Source organism: Acinetobacter sp. CIP 102129, assembly GCF_000368305.1.
GTDB classification, from domain to species: Bacteria; Pseudomonadota; Gammaproteobacteria; order Pseudomonadales; family Moraxellaceae; genus Acinetobacter; species Acinetobacter parvus.
On sequence record NZ_KB849332.1, the window covers coordinates 1 to 20,256 of the forward strand.

13 protein-coding genes, 2 tRNA genes, 1 rRNA gene and 3 pseudogenes are annotated in these 20,256 nt (G+C 44.4%); 8 read left to right on the forward strand and 11 right to left on the reverse strand.

From position 1 onward, the window contains the following. Positions 1-511 precede the first annotated feature (511 nt). The 5 genes from F973_RS00010 to F973_RS00030 all read right to left on the reverse strand — a co-directional run bounded on the left by F973_RS00010 (position 512) and on the right by F973_RS00030 (position 4,307). A tRNA-Ala gene (locus tag F973_RS00010) sits at positions 512-587 on the reverse strand. 71 nt (positions 588-658) lie between these two features. After that, positions 659-735 (reverse strand) — tRNA-Ile (locus F973_RS00015). Between the two features lie 177 nt (positions 736-912). Then, positions 913-2,449 (reverse strand): 16S ribosomal RNA (locus F973_RS00020). Between the two features lie 520 nt (positions 2,450-2,969). Next, the gene (locus F973_RS00025) at positions 2,970-3,665 is read right to left on the reverse strand and encodes an ion channel (RefSeq protein ID WP_004758535.1); all 696 of its coding nucleotides are present in this window, start codon (positions 3,663-3,665) and stop codon (positions 2,970-2,972) included. A gap of 45 nt (positions 3,666-3,710) precedes the next feature. Next, the gene (locus F973_RS00030; RefSeq protein WP_004674047.1) at positions 3,711-4,307 is read right to left on the reverse strand and encodes a TetR/AcrR family transcriptional regulator; all 597 of its coding nucleotides are present in this window, start codon (positions 4,305-4,307) and stop codon (positions 3,711-3,713) included. Between the two features lie 85 nt (positions 4,308-4,392). On the opposite strand from F973_RS00030, the gene F973_RS00035 reads away from it, so the two are divergent. Next, on the forward strand, positions 4,393-5,601 hold the full coding sequence (locus F973_RS00035; protein ID WP_004758539.1) for an oxygenase MpaB family protein: 1,209 nt from the start codon (positions 4,393-4,395) through the stop codon (positions 5,599-5,601). 53 nt (positions 5,602-5,654) lie between these two features. Here the strand turns inward: F973_RS00035 and F973_RS00040 are convergent, their stop codons facing one another. After that, complete coding sequence (locus F973_RS00040; RefSeq protein WP_034430970.1) at positions 5,655-7,370, reverse strand: cation acetate symporter; 1,716 nt, start codon at positions 7,368-7,370, stop codon at positions 5,655-5,657. A gap of 1 nt (position 7,371) precedes the next feature. Continuing rightward, the gene (locus F973_RS00045; protein ID WP_004674054.1) at positions 7,372-7,704 is read right to left on the reverse strand and encodes a DUF485 domain-containing protein; all 333 of its coding nucleotides are present in this window, start codon (positions 7,702-7,704) and stop codon (positions 7,372-7,374) included. Between the two features lie 184 nt (positions 7,705-7,888). Between F973_RS00045 and F973_RS00050 the strand changes: the two genes are divergently transcribed. Together F973_RS00050 and F973_RS00055 are read left to right on the forward strand one after the other, a co-directional pair. Further along, a complete protein-coding gene (locus F973_RS00050; protein WP_171062279.1) occupies positions 7,889-11,383 on the forward strand; it encodes a hybrid sensor histidine kinase/response regulator in 3,495 nt (1,164 codons plus the stop codon). 312 nt (positions 11,384-11,695) lie between these two features. Beyond that, positions 11,696-12,457 (forward strand): hypothetical protein, encoded by a 762-nt coding sequence (locus F973_RS00055; protein WP_004758546.1) that lies wholly within the window; start codon positions 11,696-11,698, stop codon positions 12,455-12,457. Between the two features lie 49 nt (positions 12,458-12,506). Here the strand turns inward: F973_RS00055 and F973_RS14150 are convergent. The 3 genes and pseudogenes from F973_RS14150 to def form a co-directional block, all read right to left on the reverse strand. Then, positions 12,507-14,705 (reverse strand): annotated as a pseudogene (locus F973_RS14150) (TonB-dependent copper receptor). Positions 14,706-14,778: 73 nt separating this feature from the next. Continuing rightward, complete coding sequence (locus F973_RS00070) at positions 14,779-15,189, reverse strand: DUF2946 family protein (protein WP_004680035.1); 411 nt, start codon at positions 15,187-15,189, stop codon at positions 14,779-14,781. Between the two features lie 50 nt (positions 15,190-15,239). Then, entirely contained in the window at positions 15,240-15,770 is a 531-nt protein-coding gene (def, locus tag F973_RS00075) for a peptide deformylase (protein ID WP_004674064.1), read from the reverse strand. A gap of 120 nt (positions 15,771-15,890) precedes the next feature. On the opposite strand from def, the gene F973_RS00080 reads away from it, so the two are divergent. The 3 genes from F973_RS00080 to F973_RS00090 are packed head-to-tail and all read left to right on the forward strand — an operon-like array spanning position 15,891 to position 18,801. Beyond that, a complete protein-coding gene (locus F973_RS00080) occupies positions 15,891-17,042 on the forward strand; it encodes a LysM peptidoglycan-binding domain-containing protein (protein WP_004758551.1) in 1,152 nt (383 codons plus the stop codon). Between the two features lie 13 nt (positions 17,043-17,055). Next, positions 17,056-18,195, forward strand: a complete 1,140-nt coding sequence (dprA, locus tag F973_RS00085; RefSeq protein ID WP_004680041.1) for a DNA-processing protein DprA — start codon at positions 17,056-17,058, stop codon at positions 18,193-18,195. Positions 18,196-18,231: 36 nt separating this feature from the next. Next, a complete protein-coding gene (locus tag F973_RS00090) occupies positions 18,232-18,801 on the forward strand; it encodes an L-threonylcarbamoyladenylate synthase type 1 TsaC (RefSeq protein ID WP_004758553.1) in 570 nt (189 codons plus the stop codon). Positions 18,802-19,212: 411 nt separating this feature from the next. On the opposite strand, the pseudogene F973_RS00095 reads toward F973_RS00090, so the two are convergent. Beyond that, positions 19,213-19,452: pseudogene (locus F973_RS00095) on the reverse strand (EamA family transporter); the annotation flags it as partial. Here F973_RS00095 and F973_RS15620 point away from each other — a divergent pair. Further along, positions 19,451-19,539 (forward strand): annotated as a pseudogene (locus F973_RS15620) (AraC family transcriptional regulator); the annotation flags it as partial. The pseudogenes F973_RS00095 and F973_RS15620 overlap by 2 nt on opposite strands. Positions 19,540-19,654: 115 nt before the next feature. Then, entirely contained in the window at positions 19,655-20,200 is a 546-nt protein-coding gene (locus F973_RS00100) for a glutathione peroxidase (protein ID WP_004758558.1), read from the forward strand. Positions 20,201-20,256 lie beyond the last annotated feature (56 nt).

Consider the following 20,256-nt stretch of genomic DNA (forward strand, 5'->3'; position numbering starts at 1 on the left):
CGCAGGCTATCACGTCTTTCTTCGCCTCTGACTGCCAAGGCATCCACCACATGCACTTAATTACTTGACTATACAACCCCAAACAGTCGTTAACACATACAAGTGAGTGTTATCGTTGCAAACTTAATTGCTACTGGTTTGTTGTCTGTGAATTTAATCACCGTACAGCTTCAATCTAAATTCATATACCAAAACGCTTGATTCAGTGTTTTTGCTAGTTCTCATTTCATTCAAATTAAACATTGAAATGTTTAAATCAAAGAATGAGTGAACAATTTATTTCAGACTCAATTTTCTAATCTGTTAATGATTAACTACAGCCTCGTCAGCTTGCAGTAAACTGTGATAAATCACAGAAGTTAATAAATCTAAATCAATCTCTTGATTCACCTTATTTATTAAGTTCTATAATTTAAAAATATCTTTCACTACCATATTAGATCAGATACTACGCGCAGCATAGCTGCTTGTCTTGCGCTTCGGCAAAGCGTTGCTTTGCTGATCGAAGCTCTGGTGGAGACTAGGAGAGTCGAACTCCTGACCTCCTGCGTGCAAAGCAGGCGCTCTACCAACTAAGCTAAGTCCCCAGCTTACAATCATAATGAACGATATATCTTCTCATCTAGTAGCTTGTGATTATTCATCACTTCGTCAGTAGTGGTGGGTCTGACAAGACTTGAACTTGTGACCCCACGCTTATCAAGCGTGTGCTCTAACCAACTGAGCTACAGACCCTGAGAAATAAAAGAAGAGATCGTTGATCTCTTCTTTTATTTCGCAAGACAAGCGCAGCGCGTAGTGCACGACTTATCTCTAAAATTAAAAAAGAGAAACAATACTTTTTCTATCTTTCATTCGATATATCTCGAAGAACAACTTGTTGTGGATTCTTACCGATCGTCAATCTTTCGTTAAGGAGGTGATCCAGCCGCAGGTTCCCCTACGGCTACCTTGTTACGACTTCACCCCAGTCATCGGCCACACCGTGGTAAGCGTCCCCCCTAAGGTTAGACTACCTACTTCTGGTGCAACAAACTCCCATGGTGTGACGGGCGGTGTGTACAAGGCCCGGGAACGTATTCACCGCGGCATTCTGATCCGCGATTACTAGCGATTCCGACTTCATGGAGTCGAGTTGCAGACTCCAATCCGGACTACGATCGGCTTTTTGAGATTAGCATCCTATCGCTAGGTAGCAACCCTTTGTACCGACCATTGTAGCACGTGTGTAGCCCTGGCCGTAAGGGCCATGATGACTTGACGTCGTCCCCGCCTTCCTCCAGTTTGTCACTGGCAGTATCCTTAAAGTTCCCATCCGAAATGCTGGCAAGTAAGGAAAAGGGTTGCGCTCGTTGCGGGACTTAACCCAACATCTCACGACACGAGCTGACGACAGCCATGCAGCACCTGTATGTAGATTCCCGAAGGCACCAATCCATCTCTGGAAAGTTTCTACTATGTCAAGGCCAGGTAAGGTTCTTCGCGTTGCATCGAATTAAACCACATGCTCCACCGCTTGTGCGGGCCCCCGTCAATTCATTTGAGTTTTAGTCTTGCGACCGTACTCCCCAGGCGGTCTACTTATCGCGTTAGCTGCGCCACTAAAGCCTCAAAGGCCCCAACGGCTAGTAGACATCGTTTACGGCATGGACTACCAGGGTATCTAATCCTGTTTGCTCCCCATGCTTTCGTACCTCAGCGTCAGTATTAGGCCAGATGGCTGCCTTCGCCATCGGTATTCCTCCAGATCTCTACGCATTTCACCGCTACACCTGGAATTCTACCATCCTCTCCCATACTCTAGCTGACCAGTATCGAATGCAATTCCTAAGTTAAGCTCAGGGATTTCACATCCGACTTAATCAGCCGCCTACGCACGCTTTACGCCCAGTAAATCCGATTAACGCTCGCACCCTCTGTATTACCGCGGCTGCTGGCACAGAGTTAGCCGGTGCTTATTCTGCGAGTAACGTCCACTATCTCAGAGTATTAATCCAGGTAGCCTCCTCCTCGCTTAAAGTGCTTTACAACCAAAAGGCCTTCTTCACACACGCGGCATGGCTGGATCAGGCTTGCGCCCATTGTCCAATATTCCCCACTGCTGCCTCCCGTAGGAGTCTGGGCCGTGTCTCAGTCCCAGTGTGGCGGATCATCCTCTCAGACCCGCTACAGATCGTCGCCTTGGTAGGCCTTTACCCCACCAACTAGCTAATCCGACTTAGGCTCATCATTTAGCGCAAGGTCCGAAGATCCCCTGCTTTCCCCCGTAGGGCGTATGCGGTATTAGCATCCCTTTCGGAATGTTGTCCCCCACTAAATGGCAGATTCCTAAGCATTACTCACCCGTCCGCCGCTAAGATTAGGTGCAAGCACCCAATCCCCGCTCGACTTGCATGTGTTAAGCCTGCCGCCAGCGTTCAATCTGAGCCATGATCAAACTCTTCAGTTTAATATCATTTGTGCTTTATTCTAAGCACCAAATCTGGCTCATCAATTTTCTGACTAAAAATTCGCTCAAATAAACTTCGAGTAATTTCTACCATTCAATCAATGATAATATATCGATCAATCAATCAGTAAAAATCCACACAAGTTGTTCTTCTATTCTCTTAATGATCTTCTCGATGATTCGTCATCATCAAGCTAGGTCGGCTATGTTACTCTAATCTAAATTAAAGTCAACAGGCAATTTCGATATTTTTAAAACTTATCTTAACCTAAACAGACCTGACCAATCCAGCCTACAACCTAGACTATCTTAATCAAACCATTGTTTATCAACAAGTTTTTATCTGTATCACCGCCGATGAGTGGGCATTCTACAGCATTTCAGGGCGCTTGCAAGAACTTTTAAAAATTTAATTATTCGGTTGTTGTATTTTTAAACTTTAACTTATCTAATATACTGATTTATATAATTTAAAATTAAATAATGTGAAAAATAACGCAGTAGTAATGCTGTAACAGGGTTATTCCTTATGGCTGGATTGCTTGGGTAAATGGGCAATATATTGCAGTGCGATCAAGCGTGACACCACCACCGCAAGGTACATCACCCCACCAAACATTTGTAGCATTGTTAATACTCTAGCCGCTGGACTAATTGGCATCAAATCAGATAAACCCGTTGCTGATTGCAGACTAAAACTCAGAAATAATAAATCGAGCCAAACTTGTAAATCTTGTGGCTGATTTGGGTTTTGAAAACTATTAGGTAAAAGCAACTGGCAAATACTATATAAAAAGGCGAATGCCCAAGCGATGAGAGTAAAAACTGCACCCGCAGCAAATAGCTCATCCTTGGTGAGGTAACGGTCGGCAAACATATAACGTAGCACTCCATAGGCGGCATAAAAATAGGCAAGCGCCTCAAAGCTATAGGCCGTGACCTGAATGGCTGGTGTGCCATAGCCAATAAAAATCAGGATGGAAAACAGGAAAGCGCCACTGACAAAAACCAGTCCCCAAAAGGTAAATACAGGAGTTTGGCGAATGACCTTGGCAATAATCAGTAGTGCCAATACACCCAGCGACCAAGTCAGGGCACGATATTCACTGTCACCAGAAGTCAGCATATATAAAATCAACAGGGCCAGTTGCACCAGTAACAGCCATGCGGATGGGAGTAAACGAAACGTTTTCCAAAATTCCCTCAAGGTTTGCATGTGGTTTCCCAAAGTCTTGTTATCGTTTTCATTATGTTTATAGCATCATACTGCATCCAGAAAGGAAATGATCATTTTAGAGAGTTCTTGTTGCAAACGCTGTTCTTCAATTAAAAAGGTGTTTTTACTCGCATAACGCATCATGGTAAACAGAGTGCTGTTAATGATCACGAATGATTTATGCTTGAGTGTTTCAAAGTCCCAGTGTGGATAGTAACGCCCAAACAGGTACATCCCAATTTCCAGAAAATGTCTTTCCAGCACCTGTGCCGCATCTGAGTCACTGTAGGCATGCCAGTTCTTTAAGATTTCAATAAAAAAGCCCTGATCAGACTTCAACGATTCAAAGCCAAAGGCAATGCTTAATGTGATGACGTCCTGAATACTGGTTTGCTGTTGCAGCATCACCAACTGTTTCAATGCCTGCCCTAGATCCTCACTTTTACGTAGCAGCAGTTCCGCCACAATCTGTTCCTTGTTTTCAAAATATTGGTAAATCGAACCAACACTTACCCCTGATTTTTCAGAGATTTTAGGTGTCGTGACATGCAACACGCCATATTCAGAAATGCATTTTTGTGTACCCTGTAAAATGCTTTCCACGATCATTTTGGCACGTTGCTGCTGTGGTCTTTTTCTCATGCTCAGCCTCAAGGGAAATGCGAATTGAATACGAATATTTATTCATATTAAGCTTTGATTAAATAACAATCAGGGGCTTTATGCAATGCAAAGCATCGTTAAACCTAAACGTCTGGCTTCTTTTGAAGACATGATTCAGTCGAATGTGAAATCCAAAATATTAAGCTATATGACTCGTCAGGAGGTCCAGCCGAGTTATGCGGACTATCTGGCATTGAATACCGCCCTGCAAAGTGGTGATGAGCCGATGGATCAGGTGTTGCGCTGGGTATTGCAAAACCCAAAACAGCACCGTAAGTATTTTGAAACGGCGCTGTATGAGGGTTTGGACAAGCTACCGCATGAGATTCCTGAACTCACTAAGTTTTTTCAGCTCATTGAACAAAAACCCGTTTGGTACGATCAAGGCAAGATTGATGAAGCCCTGAAATTTACCTATCGTTTGGGTGTAAATAATGGCTTCATCCTGAGAGATGTTTCCCTCATGACAGGTTATCTGTATCCTGGCTTTAACCAGCCATTGGTATTGACAGGCGCATTAAAGAAACAGGCGGGCACCCGTCTGGCTGAAACCACCAAATGGTGGGTGGATATCACTGAACAAGGTGGTTTTGAACGCTTTAGCAAAGGTTTTACCTCAACCATTTTTGTACGTTTTATTCATTCGCTGGTGCGTCATCAACTGCAAAAATCTGAAAAATGGGATGCTGAGACCTGGGGTTTGCCCATCAACCAATATGATCAGGCCATGACCAATATTGCCTTTAGCGGTGTGGTATTGCTGGGTATTCGGGCTTTAGGTATTTTTCCGAGTAAACAAGAAGTTGATAGCTTTTTGCATTTTTGGAAATATGCGGGCTGGTTGATGGGCATTGAAGAAAAATGGTTAGTGAATAATGAAGCTGACGGCTGGAAAATGATTTACTGGATGCAGTTTGCACATCCTCAATCGGATGAGAGCAGTATTTCTCTGGGATCTAGTCTTTCCAAAGAACCCTTTGAACGGAAATATCGTTACCTACGCTCTTTTCAGCAAAAACTAGCCTACAAACAACACCTCGAAATTACCCAATTCTTTATTGGTCGTAAAAAAATGCAGAAATTGGGTTTGGCACCACAGTCAGCCTCATGGTTTGCTTATTATTTGATTGGTCGCAATCTAGCACTCTATACAGGCGCCAAACATATTCCAAAATTAAATCATTTCCTTGAACAGAAAGGACGGCATTTACAGAAAATTGGTCTGTCATTGTATCGCAATCAATCACAGCAACTGGCCAGTATGCATCAATAAACCATAAAAAAGCCCTCAATTGATGAGGGCTTTGATTTAGATATCGAATTTAATTAGTGATCTGATGCACCAGAGATACCAATACCTGTTTGCGAACGAACAAACTGAGCATCGAAAGCTTTACGTTCTTTCTCTGCACGTGCTGACTTGTCAGTGACTGAGAACAACCAGCAGCAGAAGAATGAGAGTGGCATTGCGAATAATGCTGGACCATTGAATGGGTTTGGCGCAGTTTCAGAAATACCCAAAGTATCAACCCAAACTGCTTTTGATAAGATAATTAAACTTACCGCACCCACCAAGCCAACCACACCACCAATTACTGCACCACGAGTCGTTAAACCTTTCCAGAACATAGATAACACCAGTACTGGGAAGTTTGCACAACATGCAACTGAGAATGCCAAACCAACCATGAACGCAACGTTTTGTTTTTCGAACAAAATCCCTAGGACCATGGCAAAGATTGCTAAACCTAAAGTCGCAATTTTTGACATACGTAATTCAGATTGAGGCGTAGTTTTACCTTTTTTGAATACGTTTGCATATAAGTCATGTGAAATTGCAGATGCACCTGAAAGCGTTAAGCCTGCTACAACCGCAAGGATTGTGGCAAAAGCAACTGCTGAGATGAAGCCCATGAACAGGTCACCACCAACAGCATCACTCAGGTGAACTGCCGCCATATTATTACCACCAACCAACTCTAATTTTCCTGTCATAGCCGCTTTCGCAACATCAAGGAACTGAGGATTGTTTGCAACGAATAAGATTGCACCGAAACCAATAATGAAAGTTAAAAGATAGAAATAACCAATAAAGCCTGTTGCAACAACAACTGATTTACGTGCTTCTTTCGCATCTTTTACTGTGAAGAAGCGCATTAAGATGTGCGGCAAACCTGCTGTACCAAACATCAAGGCAAGACCAAGAGAAAGTGCATCAATTGGATTCGCAGCAAGCTTGCCTGGCCCCATGATTTTTGCAGCTTCATCCCAGCTCATATTATGCGCTTGGCTGTATACACCAATCGCTTGGTTAAACATATTGCTAAAGCTAAAGCCCACAGCTTTCATCACCATGAATGCCATGAATGTTGCACCACTGAGTAGCATCACCGCTTTGATGATTTGAACCCAAGTTGTTGCCAACATACCACCAAACATCACGTATGCCATCATCAATAAACCGACAATCACAACCGCGATATTATAGTTCAAACCAAATAGTAGTTTGATTAACTGACCTGCACCCACCATTTGAGCAATCAAATAGAAAGCAACAACAACCAATGAACTCACTGCCGCTAAAGTACGAACTGGCTTCTCTTCCAAACGGAACGACACTACATCAGAAAGGTTATATTTTCCTAAGTTACGTAAGCGCTCAGCAACAAGGAATAGAACAATCGGCCAACCGACCATGAAACCCAGTGAATAGAGCAAACCATCAAAGCCTGAACTAAACACTAGTGCTGAAATACCCAAGAACGATGCTGCTGACATATAGTCACCCGCAATCGCTAAACCGTTTTGGAAACCACTGATTCCACCACCCGCAGTATAGAAATCTTGGGTAGATTGTGTTTGCTTAGCTGCCCATTTGGTAATAAAAAGCGTGAAACCAACAAAGATCATAAACATAATGATCGCATGCCAGTTGGTGGCTTGCTGCTCCGCAGCTCCTAAATCAGGACCAGCAAATGCAATACCAGAGCTACACAAGGTTGCAAGTGCGAAAATGATCGCTTTAATAGACGTCCCTTTCATCTCAGTGCATCCCTTTTTCATGTGTGATTGCCTCAACTTCCTTGAGTGCTTCTTCATTGAGTTGATCGAGTTTCGTATTGGCGATATATGAATACACACCACATAATAAAAATGACAACACGATGATGCCTAAACCGAGGGGCATGCCCCAGGTTGTAATGCCACCACTAAATGAACTTGCTAGAAACTCTTTGTTATAGCCAACCAAAAGCATAAAACCAACGTAGATAAACAGCATGATTGCTGTTAATGTCCAACTCAGTGTGCGTTTTTTGCTGACCATCTCTTGAAACTTTGGATTATGTAGAATTCGATCTACCTGTGAATCATCCATAACCAACTCCTTATTTTTGTGTCCAACCGTGGACGCCTTTTTCGAATGGGATTTTTCATTATTCAAATTAGCAAGATTCCACTTGACTCGTAACTTAGACTTTGGTCTCTAAATGTAATCTTGTTTTAACGCACGTTCCGCGCTTCGCGGTATGATAAAAATGGGACTTGATCACGTGAGCAATATGAACAGTTGGCTGATTATTGGGGTACTTGCCCTGTATATTGTGGTGCTATTCGGCTGCGCGTTTTTCGGAGAGAAACACGCCAGCCGCCTTAGCCCGCGCGGCCGCATGTTGCTGTTCAGCCTGACCCTGGGTGTGTACTGTTCATCATGGACTTTCTACGGTGCCACAGGTGCCGCAGTTCGTGAGGGGGTGATTTTCCTGCCGATCTATCTGGGTCCGCTGTTGTTTATCTGGTTCGGTTATGACATCTGGAGACGGCTAGGCCGTATTCGTCAGCACCACGCCATTTCCTCGATTGCCGACTTTGTCGCGGCCCGCTACGGAAAAAGTGGCAGTCTGGCTGCACTGGTCACCATCCTTGCCGTGATTGCCATTGTGCCCTACCTTGCCCTGCAACTCCGTGCCATTGCGCTGAGTGCATCAGTGATCCTTGAGCAAAATGCCCACATCCATACCACCACCAACAGTGTGCTGGTGCTGACAGGCGTACTTGCGATTTTGGCGATGATCTTTGGCACACGTCATATTGCCCATACCGAACAGCATGGTGGCCTGATGCTGGCGGTGGCGTTTGAATCTTTCGTCAAGCTGTTTGCTCTGCTCTGCGTCGCGGGTTTCTTTTTATTGCAGTCACCTGAAAATATCAGACAGGTCAGCAGTGATGTCAGCCAGCATTTTCATGACCTCCAGCAGCTTGGTGTACCTGAAACATTCTGGATTCAAACCCTGCTCGCCGCACTGGCAATGATTTGCCTGCCACGCCAGTTCCATGTGGCGGTGGTCGAGTTACGCGATGAAAAGCATATTCGTGGTGCACGGCGCTGGTTTGCAGCGTATTTGATTTTGACCATCATCGCGATTATTCCAATTGCCAGTTGGGCGCTACACTCGCTGCCTGAGTCACTGGGTACACCTGATATTGCGGTATTGGCCCTGCCGCTCAGCTACCAACAGGACTGGTTGACCCTGCTGGCATTTCTGGGCGGTTTCTCCGCCTCCACAGGTATGCTGCTGGTGGCATCCGTTGCCCTCTCGATCATGCTCAGCAATGACCTGATCATGCCCGCACTATGGCGCTTTAAGATTATTTCCCGACAAGACCAGCAACTTCCCCGAGTGCTGAAACTGACACGACGCTTCAGTATTGTCAGCGTGATGTCATTGGGATTTTTATTCTTCCATTTCTTCAATGACATTAACCAGCTCTCGGTTTTTGGTCTACTGGCGTTTAGTGCCGTTGCACAGTTCTCGCCAGCCCTGATTGGTGGTCTTTACTGGCGTGGCGCAAGCCGTCAGGGCGTGTATGCAGGCCTGTTGATCGGCTTTGCCATGTGGAGCTACACCTTGCTTTTCCCAACGGTGTTGCGCAGCCTGCCTGAGCATTATCAGGCTTTTGCCCAACATTTGTTGCTGTTTGGCCCATTTGACATCAACGCCCTGCGTCCAGAAGCGCTGCTCGGCTTTGAGTCCTTTGCGCCTTTGACCCACGGGGTGCTGTGGTCTTTGGGGTTGAACGTGGTTTCATATATCTGGGTCTCGCGCCTGTATCGCCCAAGCGTTGCTGAACAGATTCAGGCGGAAAGCTTTTTTTACTATGAAAGCAAGCCTTTGCCATCCGCTCAGTCCAATACCGACCTGACCGACCTACACCAAAATGGGGCACGGCTTAAAGTGGGTGACCTGCTTGCTTTGGCAAAACGGATTACGGGTGACCGACCAACCATACAGGCGTTCCAGCAATTCTGTGAGCAAAACCATACCATCCTCAATGAAAACCATGTTGCAAATGGCATGTGGTGGCGTTTTACCGAACAGTATCTGGCAGGCATTATTGGCGCGGCCTCTGCCCGTACCTTACTCACGACTGCCATGATCAATAACGGTCTGGCTTTGGGGCAGGTGGCGAATATTCTGGATCAAGCCTCCCAGTGGCAGCGTTTTAACCAAAACCTGTTGATGACCATGATTGACCACATGACACAGGGGGTCAGTGTGGTGGATAAAAATATGTGTCTGGTGGCGTGGAACAATCAGTACCTGAAACTGTTTGATTATCCCAAAGATCTGGTTTATGTGGGATGCCCCATTGCTGATTTAATCCGTTATAACGCGGAACAGGGTGAATGTGGACCAGGTTCGGTTGAAGAGCATGTAAATAAACGGATTCACTGGATGAAAGTCGGCAGTGCGCATGAATTTGAACGGATTCGCAAGGATGGTCTGGTGATCCAGATGCGCGGCACCCCAATTGAGGGTGGCGGCTTTGTCACCACCTTTGCCGATATTACCGCATTCCGTGAAAATGAAGCTGTGCTGGAAGAACGGGTCAATGACCGCACTCAACAGCTTGCCAATGCCCTGACCGAACAGAAATTGGCACTGGAACAAGCCGACAGGGCCAACCAGTCGAAAAGCCGTTTCCTTGCCGCAGCAAGCCACGACCTGCTGCAACCGATGCATGCAGCACGCCTGTTCAGTACCGCACTGGAGCAGAGCGTTGAAAAAACTGAGGATCTACAAACCTTGCAGCAACTGGACCGTGCCCTGTATGGTGCGGAAAGCATGCTCTCTGCCCTACTGGACATCGCACGTCTGGAGGGCGGAACCATTCAGCCAAAACGTCAGGCCTATTCACTGCATGACCTGTTAAATGACCTCGAACTACAATTTAAGTCGATTGCCGCACAGCGCAATATCCAGTTGTCTGTTCACGACACCAGGTTCTGGGTGGATACCGACCCGCAATGGATGCGCCGCATCATCCAGAACTTTGTCAGCAATGCTCTGCGCTATACCGCACAGGGTCGTGTGGTGGTGGGTGTGCTGCGTTCGGCACAACGTCCAAACCATATTCGAATCGGTGTTTGGGATACAGGACCTGGCATCAATGAACAGCAACGCGTGAAACTGTTTCAGGAATTTGAGCGTTGCGGTCATACCTCGCCCTGGGGTGAGCAGGGTCTGGGATTAGGACTTGCAATCGTGCAGCGTATGACCAGCCTGCTGGATTTCCCAGTGCATGTCTATTCAGAATTAGGTAAAGGCTCTTGCTTTATGATCGAAGTACCGCTCGCCGAAGCACCAAAAATTGAAGCGACTACACCGCATGTGACCGCACTGCAACACACTGCTTATAAAGTGCTGTGTCTGGACAATGATGAAACCATTCTGCAAGGCATGCGTACCTTGTTGAGCAAGTGGGGCTACCAGATTTTTACCGCGACTGAACCTGCGGAGGCGCTCAGGCTGATTGAACAGGAAGATATTCAGGTCTGGCTGATCGACCAGCATCTCAATAATGAGCAGCGCGGACTGGATTTCATTGAAAAGTATCGTCCAGCCCATATTCCTGTTGCCCTGATTACTGCAGATTCCGATCCAGAACTTCCTCAGTGCCTAAAGCGACAGAATATTGTTTTGCTGAGAAAACCACTGAAACCTGCTGGATTACGCGCATGGTTATCAGGCTTAAAAATCATGCCGATGGGCTAAATGGCAAAATATTTTGAAACATAGGCAAAAATTATCAAAAAAAGAGTACTAAAATGACAAAAAATTGACCAAAGTGCTCAAAAATTTATTGGCTATGGCAAAAACGTTCACTTACATTAGTGAACGTTTGTACACTTACTTACAATTAATTAAAATATTGTTTTTATTAATAAATATTCCCATAAAAACCACGTATACAACTTTAGCCGTATTCTACTTGCATCCATAAACAGGCAAAAATTGATCAACTTGATAGAAGCCATTTTTCATGCGTTTAGGTTTCTAGCAAAACTATCACAAAGGACATTGATCATGAATAGTAGTCACCTCACCTCTGAGCATACCTCACAACAATTTTACCGCCAATACAGTGCCAACGCCTTATTACCAGAGCTCAACTGGCAGAATATTTTTGTACAGAGCAACTTAAATGATACTCATCTAAAAGCCTTGAATACACTTTATCAAGCAGCCGTCCCCCTTGCCCTCAATGTATTCCATGAGCTGAATTTTGATGTATTTGCACCAGCAGCTTATCAGCCACAAGGTCTAGGGCTATTTGAAAAGCTAGCGTTACAAGAACAAAAATTCTTGGATGTATTAGAAACAGAATCCGCTCATTTGGATCATGAAACTCGTCATCAAATCTGGAGTATGCTACTTCGTGGTGGTGCTGTGCTGGTCTTCAAAGCATGGTTAGGTCATGTCAAAGATGGCGAAAATCAACTGGATAAAAGTCAGTTCGATGAACTATCAGATTTATTATTTATCAAAACTCGCCCAGAACAATTAGCTCAACGATTAAACGTAGATGCTAATGCAGAACTGACACACATTTTTTTGATGCACGAAAATGATGTTTTTCTTGATCATTTTAATAGCCTTGAAACAGCAGCTTTATTTGTAGATTTAGGTGTTTATGATGCTGCATTTTTAAGTTTACGTGATGATCGCGTCGCCGAATATCTCATCGCAAAAAACTATGTAACTCAAGAACAAATTGATGATTTGCAGTGCGCATTAAATCCACTGTATTGCGATAGCTTAATGCCAAAACAGGATTGTTTGGCTTAAGGTCGGATAAAACAAGGTGGAATTCCCACCTTGTTTTTTTAAATGCAATTTAGAACTTCATGCTCATCCGCATCCAGTAATTACGTCCAATATTATTAAACTGCTCACTGGCCGCATAACCAAACATAGACGCACCCGCTTTATTTAAGTGCTCTGTATAAGCCGTGTCTAAAACGTTATCAACGCCTACCGAAACATCGACTGCATCAGTGAGCCTATAAGTTCCATTTACAGCTAGGGTATCGAATGCTTTACTTTCATTCATGTCATAGCCGACCACATTACCCTCATTCAAACTGATACGATTTTGTTTTGCAACAGCACGCCACAATAGACCTAAGCTATATTTTTCATCAACATAGCGTAAATTTAGTCGACCCTCTAAAGGTGCAATTTGCGGTAATGCGCGATGATCCGATGTATTTTCTCCCCAAGCATACATAGTTGAAATATCCGCTTGGAAATGATCAGTGAATTGATAACCTAAACCTGCCTCAGCACCCGCAATCGTGGCATCAACATTACGTGCCAATGGCTGTCTCATGGTTGGCGTATTATATTCCAACAAAATAAAATCTTTGATTAAACCTGCATAAGCTGATGCCCACGCACTCCAAGCACCCTGTTCAGCTTGGAAGCCAAGGTCAAGTTGTGCCGTACGCTCAGTTTTGAGATTATCTAAATTATCGAGCATGCGATAGGTGGTCATTCCCATCATGTCAGTTGAGCCAACACCACGATCTGTTGAGGTGCTATACAGCTCCCAAAAATCTGGAGTACGCTCCACATAACCCAGCCCTGCGTAAGTTTTGAGACCATGTTCAGGCAAGGTTTTTTCGATACGGATAAAACCACTTGCTAAAGTATCTTTACGGTTCTTACCATCTTCAAGATTATTAATCTTTATTTGATCGACGCGCGCGCCCGCAACTAATAGACCTCTTGCGAAAGTATCGTTTTACCTAATTTTTGAATTGGCTAAAACCTTATAAAATGTAGCTTTGGGCTGTTTAAATTTTGACTAACGCAAGAAGTCTAATTTTTGATCTGATTTAAAGGCATAAGTCCACTCACTAAATGCACCATAAGATTGAAATTTCAAATCTTCCGCATAAGGTGAATTCATTGATGGCATGGCATACATGACCATATCACCACCATGCTTATTCTGCTGCGTATCTACACCTGAAATGACGCTAAATTTATCCCAATCTGTCGTTACAGCTAAACGGGTATTTAAAGTACGACGATCAAGCCGCATCGACATTTTATTTGGCACAGTCATATTCATTCCGTGCATATTCATTGTCGTCATTGGCGGCGTACGTAAGCTAAAATTATCCATGACATGATCGTTATAGCTGTAGTCCACTTGGGCTTCAACTTTCTTGATCACCTCTGTAATATTTTTTTGTTCAGCGTGTAGACCAAGACTTTCTCGTTTAAACTGCGAACCATCCATGCTACGGCCAGCGTAGGCAGCCTCACCATCACCTTTACCTGCACGCAATTCTAACCAAGAATCATCTGTTGGCTTCCAACCCAATGCCAAGTCAGTATTCCAGCGCTCCCAATTTGAATGAATGCTTTTATCGTTGCCATCTTTGTAATCATCTGCAACAGAACGATTGGCATTTAAACGAGCATATTTGCTTTCATCGCCAATTGCCGCTTCAATATTATGATCTAGACGACCATATGAACCCATCAAAACACTGGCTTGGCCACGATAAGGCTGTTCTTTGCTGAGATTTTCAGGTTGACGCTGAAAAATGACAGTTGCAGCCGAACCAGGTGTTGCGTACTGAACAGTTTGCGGCCCTTTAATCACCGTAATTTGATCAAAGCTTTCTGGCTGAATATAAGAAGTTGGTGCATCCATACGATTCGGGCACGCACCTAAATTTTCACTACCATCAACCAACATTTTAATCCGTGAACCAAACATGCCACGGAACGTCACATCACCATTCGTTCCACCATTTTTAATGGAACTAAATCCCATAATATTTTGTAAATAGTCTGCACCATCCGTTGCAGGAATAGGTTGAATTGCTTGCTTAGGGTCAGCGTGAATAATCAATCCATTTGCATCATTTGGCTGCTGTGCGGTAACGACAATAGGTGCTAATACAACAGGGGTTTTATGTTCGGACTGAGCATCCATATTTGCCCATAATAATGTGCTATTTGAGGCAGCAAGAATCGCAACCGTGAGGGGTTGTAATAAAAATTTAGGTTGAGCCATGATTGGTCTCTCTTAAAACATAAGTAAAACGAGGCTAGAGTTTTAAAAACCCTAATGAAATTGACGTTTTAATTTATGCAAAGAGTGGCGGTGCTCGCCCTTGAGGTAATAAGAATAGCCGTTGCAGTGCAAAATAAATATGCTTAAATGCCTGTTGATACGCGACTAAACGGATTTGGATTCGGACTAAAACTTCTTTCACGCCGAATTCTGGTGGTAATACCAGATTGGCATAGACAGTACAGTACTGACATTGATGGTTTGGATCGTGGTGGTCATGTTTCGACATCAAGCTTTGATGTTGTTCAAGCTGATGTGAATGATGATGCATATTGTGCGATACAGACTGCTGTTCAGCTTTTAATTTAGGCAACAATAACGCTTGGGTAATCGTTTCACAGACGGGTGCAATCTGATATTGCTTCGGCAGTAGAGGCTGCAAAAACACCGCAATCTGTAAACAGACTGCGGTAAATGCAAGCATTAAACCACTACGAAACAATAAGGGCACTTTTAATAACCGAAAAACATGTGTTAACGTTTAACCGCAACTTTTTCCTTATCGCGTTGACGTACAACTTTTTCAACTTTTTCACGTGCACGCTGTCGCTTTAATGGCGATAAATAGTCTACAAACAGTTTTCCATTTAAGTGATCCATTTCATGTTGGATACAAACTGCGAGAAGTTCGTCAGCTTCTAACTCAAATGCTTGACCATCAAGGTTAATTGCTTCAATTTTTACACGTGACGGACGCTCAACTTTATCGTATATTTGAGGCACAGAGAGACAGCCTTCTTCGTAGGGCTGTGTCTCTACGGTCAGTGGAGTGACTTTGGGGTTAATGAACACCATCGGTTGGTTTTTCTCTTCAGAGATGTCCATAACAATAAGCTGAATATGATGATCAACCTGAGTTGCCGCTAAACCTATACCCGGTGCCTCGTACATGGTTTCAAACATATCTGCTGCAAGCTGACGAATATCATCAGTGACTTCTTCGACTGGCTTAGCAATGGTACGAAGACGGGGATCAGGAAAACTTAAAATAGGTAATAAGGCCATACTGTTCCTCACTTATGCCATTGATCAAAAAACCAACTGAAGGGAATGCTTGATCAAAAAATTGTGTGTAAAGTCGTTATTATAGCGCAACTACACAGATAATTTTTAGGAATTATGATAATGAAAAAGGTTTTAAACGGCATACAATCATTTCATGCCTTGGGGTTAAAAAAACAACTAATTGCTGCTGCAATTTGTGCTGGATTGGGCATGACGGTAAACCTGACCCATGCAGCCAGTCCGAATGTCAGCCCACCGTCAGTGAAAGCAGGCGCACCGCATGTTTATGTGGTGAAAAAAGGCGATACCCTCTGGGACATTTCGGGCAAGTTTTTAAGCAAGCCGTGGCGCTGGCCTGAAATCTGGGCAAGCAACAAACATGTTAAAAACCCACACTGGATTTATCCTGGTGATCGCTTGCTACTTTGTAGTTTGAACGGTAAACCACTGATCGGTAAAGATGAAGGTGATGGTTGTGACGGTATCATTCGTCGTTACTCTGGCAATACTTCTACTTTACGTCCAAAGGTTCGCATTGAAGCTTTGAATAATAGCGTCCCGGTTATTCCATTAGCTCATATTCAACAATGGCTGGAACGCACCTCGGTACTTCCAGCCGATGCGATTGCCAATACACCGTATATTCTGGGCACCGCAGACAACCGCGTTCTTGCAGGCAAGGGCCAGAGCGTTTATGTCCGTGGTCAGGGTCTTGAAAATGGTCAACGCTATGGTGTGTTCCGTGAGGGCGAACCATATGTGGTGCTGGATGAGAAAGGCAAAAAACAGGTGCTTGGCATTGAGTTAACCCAAGTCGCTTCGGGTGTTGCCATTCGCAACGAAAATGACATCACTACGGTTGAACTGACCGACAGCTACAATGGTGAAGTCCGCCGTGGCGACCGCGTCATGGCTGAACAGGATGCCATGCTGCCTACCCTGTTCTACCCAACTGATGCAGGTCAGGTCAAAGATGGCGGCAAGATCATTCGTGTCATGGGTTCAATTGGAACTGCTGCGAAAAACGGCGTGGTGACCGTAGACCGTGGTACGGCTGACGGTATTGAGATCGGACAGGTTTTCAGCACCTATCAGGATGGTGAAACTGTTCGTGACCCTAAAACCAAGGAAACCGTTAAACTTCCTGGACAATATGTGGGCAGTGTCATGATCTTTAAGAGTTTTGACCGTATCAGCTATGCCTATGTGCTGGAAAGTGAGCTACCAATCAAGATTGGTTCAAACATCAAGCCACCTCGTCTTGACGACTAAGTCCTAAAGCCCCATGTTGGATCAATTATCACCTCAGCACTACGCCACTGTTTTGGTGTGGTATTTGGTTCAACATTCGCTCTCCAGTTTTCCAAAAATTCTTCATCACTTTGGCAGTTGTGAACAGGCAACTCAACCCAACCGCTTTGCAGAATGGCAGCAACTTGGCCTACATGCCAGTCATTTAAAACGTTTGCAGGAATTCCAGACTGCGCAGGGGCAGCAACAATTTGCACAGACCGTTCAACTCATTCAAAAACACAGTGACTTCATCTTAACGCCTGACGATATCGGCTATCCAACCCAGCTATTGCCCTATTCAGACCACCCACCGATTTTATTTGGGCAGGGACAGGCATCGGCACTGTTACAACCCCAAATCGCTGTAGTGGGCAGCCGCAAGCCCAGCCCTCATGGACGGCAAATGGCCTATGACTTTGGCTATTATTTAAGTGAAAAAGGCTTTTATATCAGCAGTGGTCTGGCACATGGTATTGATGAGGCAGCACATCGTGGTGGACTGGCGCATCAGCGAACCATTGCAGTGATGGGCACAGGACTGGATACCATTTATCCTGCCCAGCATAAACAATTAGCCGAAGAAATTCGTCAATCGGGCGCAATTGTGACTGAGTTCTTGCCTGCCACCCTGCCTTTAGCCGCGTTTTTTCCACGGCGTAACCGTATTGTCAGCGGCTTGAGCCTTGGCGTGTTGGTGGTGGAGGCGGCATTAAAAAGCGGTTCCATCACCACGGCAAATGCAGCGGCAAATCAGGGCAAAATGGTCTTCGCCATTCCTGGACATATTTACAGCGAGCATCATCAAGGTTGCCATCAACTGATTCGGGAGGGTGCAACCCTGGTTGACCATCCTGAACAGATCATTGAAGATCTGGCTTTACCAACCCAATGGCAAGCCCAGCAACAACGTGTTGAAGAACCCAAAGAAACAGTACCTCCACCACCCAGCCTGCCTACGCACCTGATCGAACTCTACCAGATACTGGACTGGGTTGGACAAGACCTCGACCAACTTGCCCAGCGCTATTCAGCATCGATTGCTGACCTCACCGCCCAGTTAATGGAACTGGAATTGCTCGGTTTATGTATCCAGCAAGGTGGACGCTATTTACGTTGCCGCCCAATGCATTAAACTAGCAACATCTATCCCTTGATTCTCAGTTTTCGCATGATCACATCCTCCATTTCTGAAGCGGCACAACTATTAAAACAGGGTGAAGTGCTTGCCTATCCCACTGAAGCCGTCTGGGGGTTGGGCTGTGATCCATTCAATGAACAGGCGTTTCAGCACATTTTGGAACTGAAACATCGTCCAATGGAAAAGGGGGTGATTTTACTGGCTGGGCACCTTGATCAGGTTGAACACTTACTACAAAGCTTAACAGCCGATATTCGCCAGCAAGTCATTGCAAGCTGGTCCAACCGTTTGCCGACAGAGCGTGCCACCACCTGGCTACTCCCTGCGGATCAGCACATTCCAGACTGGATTAAGGGACAGCATCCCCTTGTCGCGGTACGTGTGACCACCCATCCCCTGTGTGTTGGGCTGTGCAACAGCTTTGGTGGCTTTATTGTTTCAACCAGTGCCAATCCTGCGGGTTTAACACCTGCACATAGCCTGCAACAGGCACAGGATTACTTTGCCTCATCGCTGCATTACCTAAAGGGTGATCTGGGACTGAGCCAGCAACCGAGCCGAATCTTAAATGCACTTACAGGTGAAGTGATTCGTGCTTAGTACATTAATCATATAATTCGGTGAAGAGCAGACAAAAAAAAGCTCAGTTATATAGGGATAACTGAGCATAAAAAGGATGTGGATAATCACATCCAGAGGGTTCACAAATTTGGCAAGCAACTTCTTCATTCTCATAACGAATCAGCTTGCTGTGGGCGGTATTATGGAACAATTGTTCAACTTATACAAATATATTATTTATCTAACAAAAAATGTGAAAAGCGTACCATTTTTGTCACTTTCATTATTTTAATAAAATTATATTTTTATTTTTATTCAGCTTTTTTTAAATGACAAATTTAGTCACACTTTAAAATATATTTGTAAATCATATAGAAAGAATGCTCATTAGATAAATTTTTTGGTGTGTTTGTTTTTATTTTCAACAAACACACCTTTATGGAACCTGAATTAGGCTGATTCCACCCGTCTGGCTGGTGCTTTCACCGTTTTCTTCTGTGCCATCACAATACCCACCAGAATCATCACACCACCAATGCTATGGTAGATCATCCATTGTTCAGACAACCAGAGGCTGGCAATAATTGCGGTAAACACAGGCATCAGGTTGATAAAAATACTGGTACGGTTTGGGCCAATCGCCTGTACTGCCAGCATCCATAATAATGGTGCGATCAACGATGGAAAGATAGGCTACCACCACAGTTCCAGCTTTATTGAGTTCTTTAAACGCTATACAGGCCAGACACCATCCAGCTTAAAAACGCCTCCATTTAAAGAACGCCCTGTTTTCATGGATTATTTGTATGGATTCATCTCAACAGCATTGCACTCTGGCTGAATAGCAGTTAAAACAAACAGGTCTTGCACAACAACAAATTAGGATAATCACATGAGCCAATCGGTTTACCACATTCCAGTTAAGGACATTAAGGGTCAGGATGTTGATCTTGATCAATATCAGGGTAAAGTCCTATTGATCGTCAACGTTGCGTCAAAATGTGGTTTGACACCACAATATGAGGGTTTGGAAAAACTTTATCAGACCAAAAAAGATCAGGGGCTGGAAATTTTAGGTTTCCCTGCCAATAACTTCTTAGAGCAAGAGCCAGGCACAAACGATGAGATTGAACAATTCTGCTCTCTCAACTTTGACGTGCATTTCCCACTTTTCGCCAAAATCTCTGTTGCAGGTGATGATAAGCACCCACTTTACCAGACACTGACTCAGGCGATTCCTGAACGTACGGGTGAGGGTCCTTGGTGGAAAGACCTTGTTGACTATGGTTTAACCCCAAACAACCCACCTGAAGTGTTGTGGAACTTTGAAAAATTCCTCATCAATAAAAATGGCGAAATCGTTGCACGTTTTGCACCAGACATCACAGCCGATGACGAACGTATTGTCAGTGCGATTGAAGCTGAGCTAGCCAAATAATTCTTATATATTTAAAGAAAAGAATAGTTTACCTCTTCTTTTCTTTTGAATAACTA

Coding starts and splice junctions, on each gene's coding strand:
- F973_RS00045 (WP_004674054.1), bottom strand. CDS start 7,704: ATGGATGATTCACAGGTAGATCGAATTCTACATAATCCAAAGTTTCAA.
- F973_RS00050 (WP_171062279.1), top strand. CDS start 7,889: ATGAACAGTTGGCTGATTATTGGGGTACTTGCCCTGTATATTGTGGTG.
- F973_RS00090 (WP_004758553.1), top strand. CDS start 18,232: ATGATCACATCCTCCATTTCTGAAGCGGCACAACTATTAAAACAGGGT.
- F973_RS00055 (WP_004758546.1), top strand. CDS start 11,696: ATGAATAGTAGTCACCTCACCTCTGAGCATACCTCACAACAATTTTAC.
- def (WP_004674064.1), bottom strand. CDS start 15,770: ATGGCCTTATTACCTATTTTAAGTTTTCCTGATCCCCGTCTTCGTACC.
- F973_RS00080 (WP_004758551.1), top strand. CDS start 15,891: ATGAAAAAGGTTTTAAACGGCATACAATCATTTCATGCCTTGGGGTTA.
- dprA (WP_004680041.1), top strand. CDS start 17,056: ATGTTGGATCAATTATCACCTCAGCACTACGCCACTGTTTTGGTGTGG.
- F973_RS00030 (WP_004674047.1), bottom strand. CDS start 4,307: ATGAGAAAAAGACCACAGCAGCAACGTGCCAAAATGATCGTGGAAAGC.
- F973_RS00100 (WP_004758558.1), top strand. CDS start 19,655: ATGAGCCAATCGGTTTACCACATTCCAGTTAAGGACATTAAGGGTCAG.
- F973_RS00025 (WP_004758535.1), bottom strand. CDS start 3,665: ATGCAAACCTTGAGGGAATTTTGGAAAACGTTTCGTTTACTCCCATCC.
- F973_RS00035 (WP_004758539.1), top strand. CDS start 4,393: ATGCAAAGCATCGTTAAACCTAAACGTCTGGCTTCTTTTGAAGACATG.
- F973_RS00070 (WP_004680035.1), bottom strand. CDS start 15,189: ATGCTTGCATTTACCGCAGTCTGTTTACAGATTGCGGTGTTTTTGCAG.
- F973_RS00040 (WP_034430970.1), bottom strand. CDS start 7,370: ATGAAAGGGACGTCTATTAAAGCGATCATTTTCGCACTTGCAACCTTG.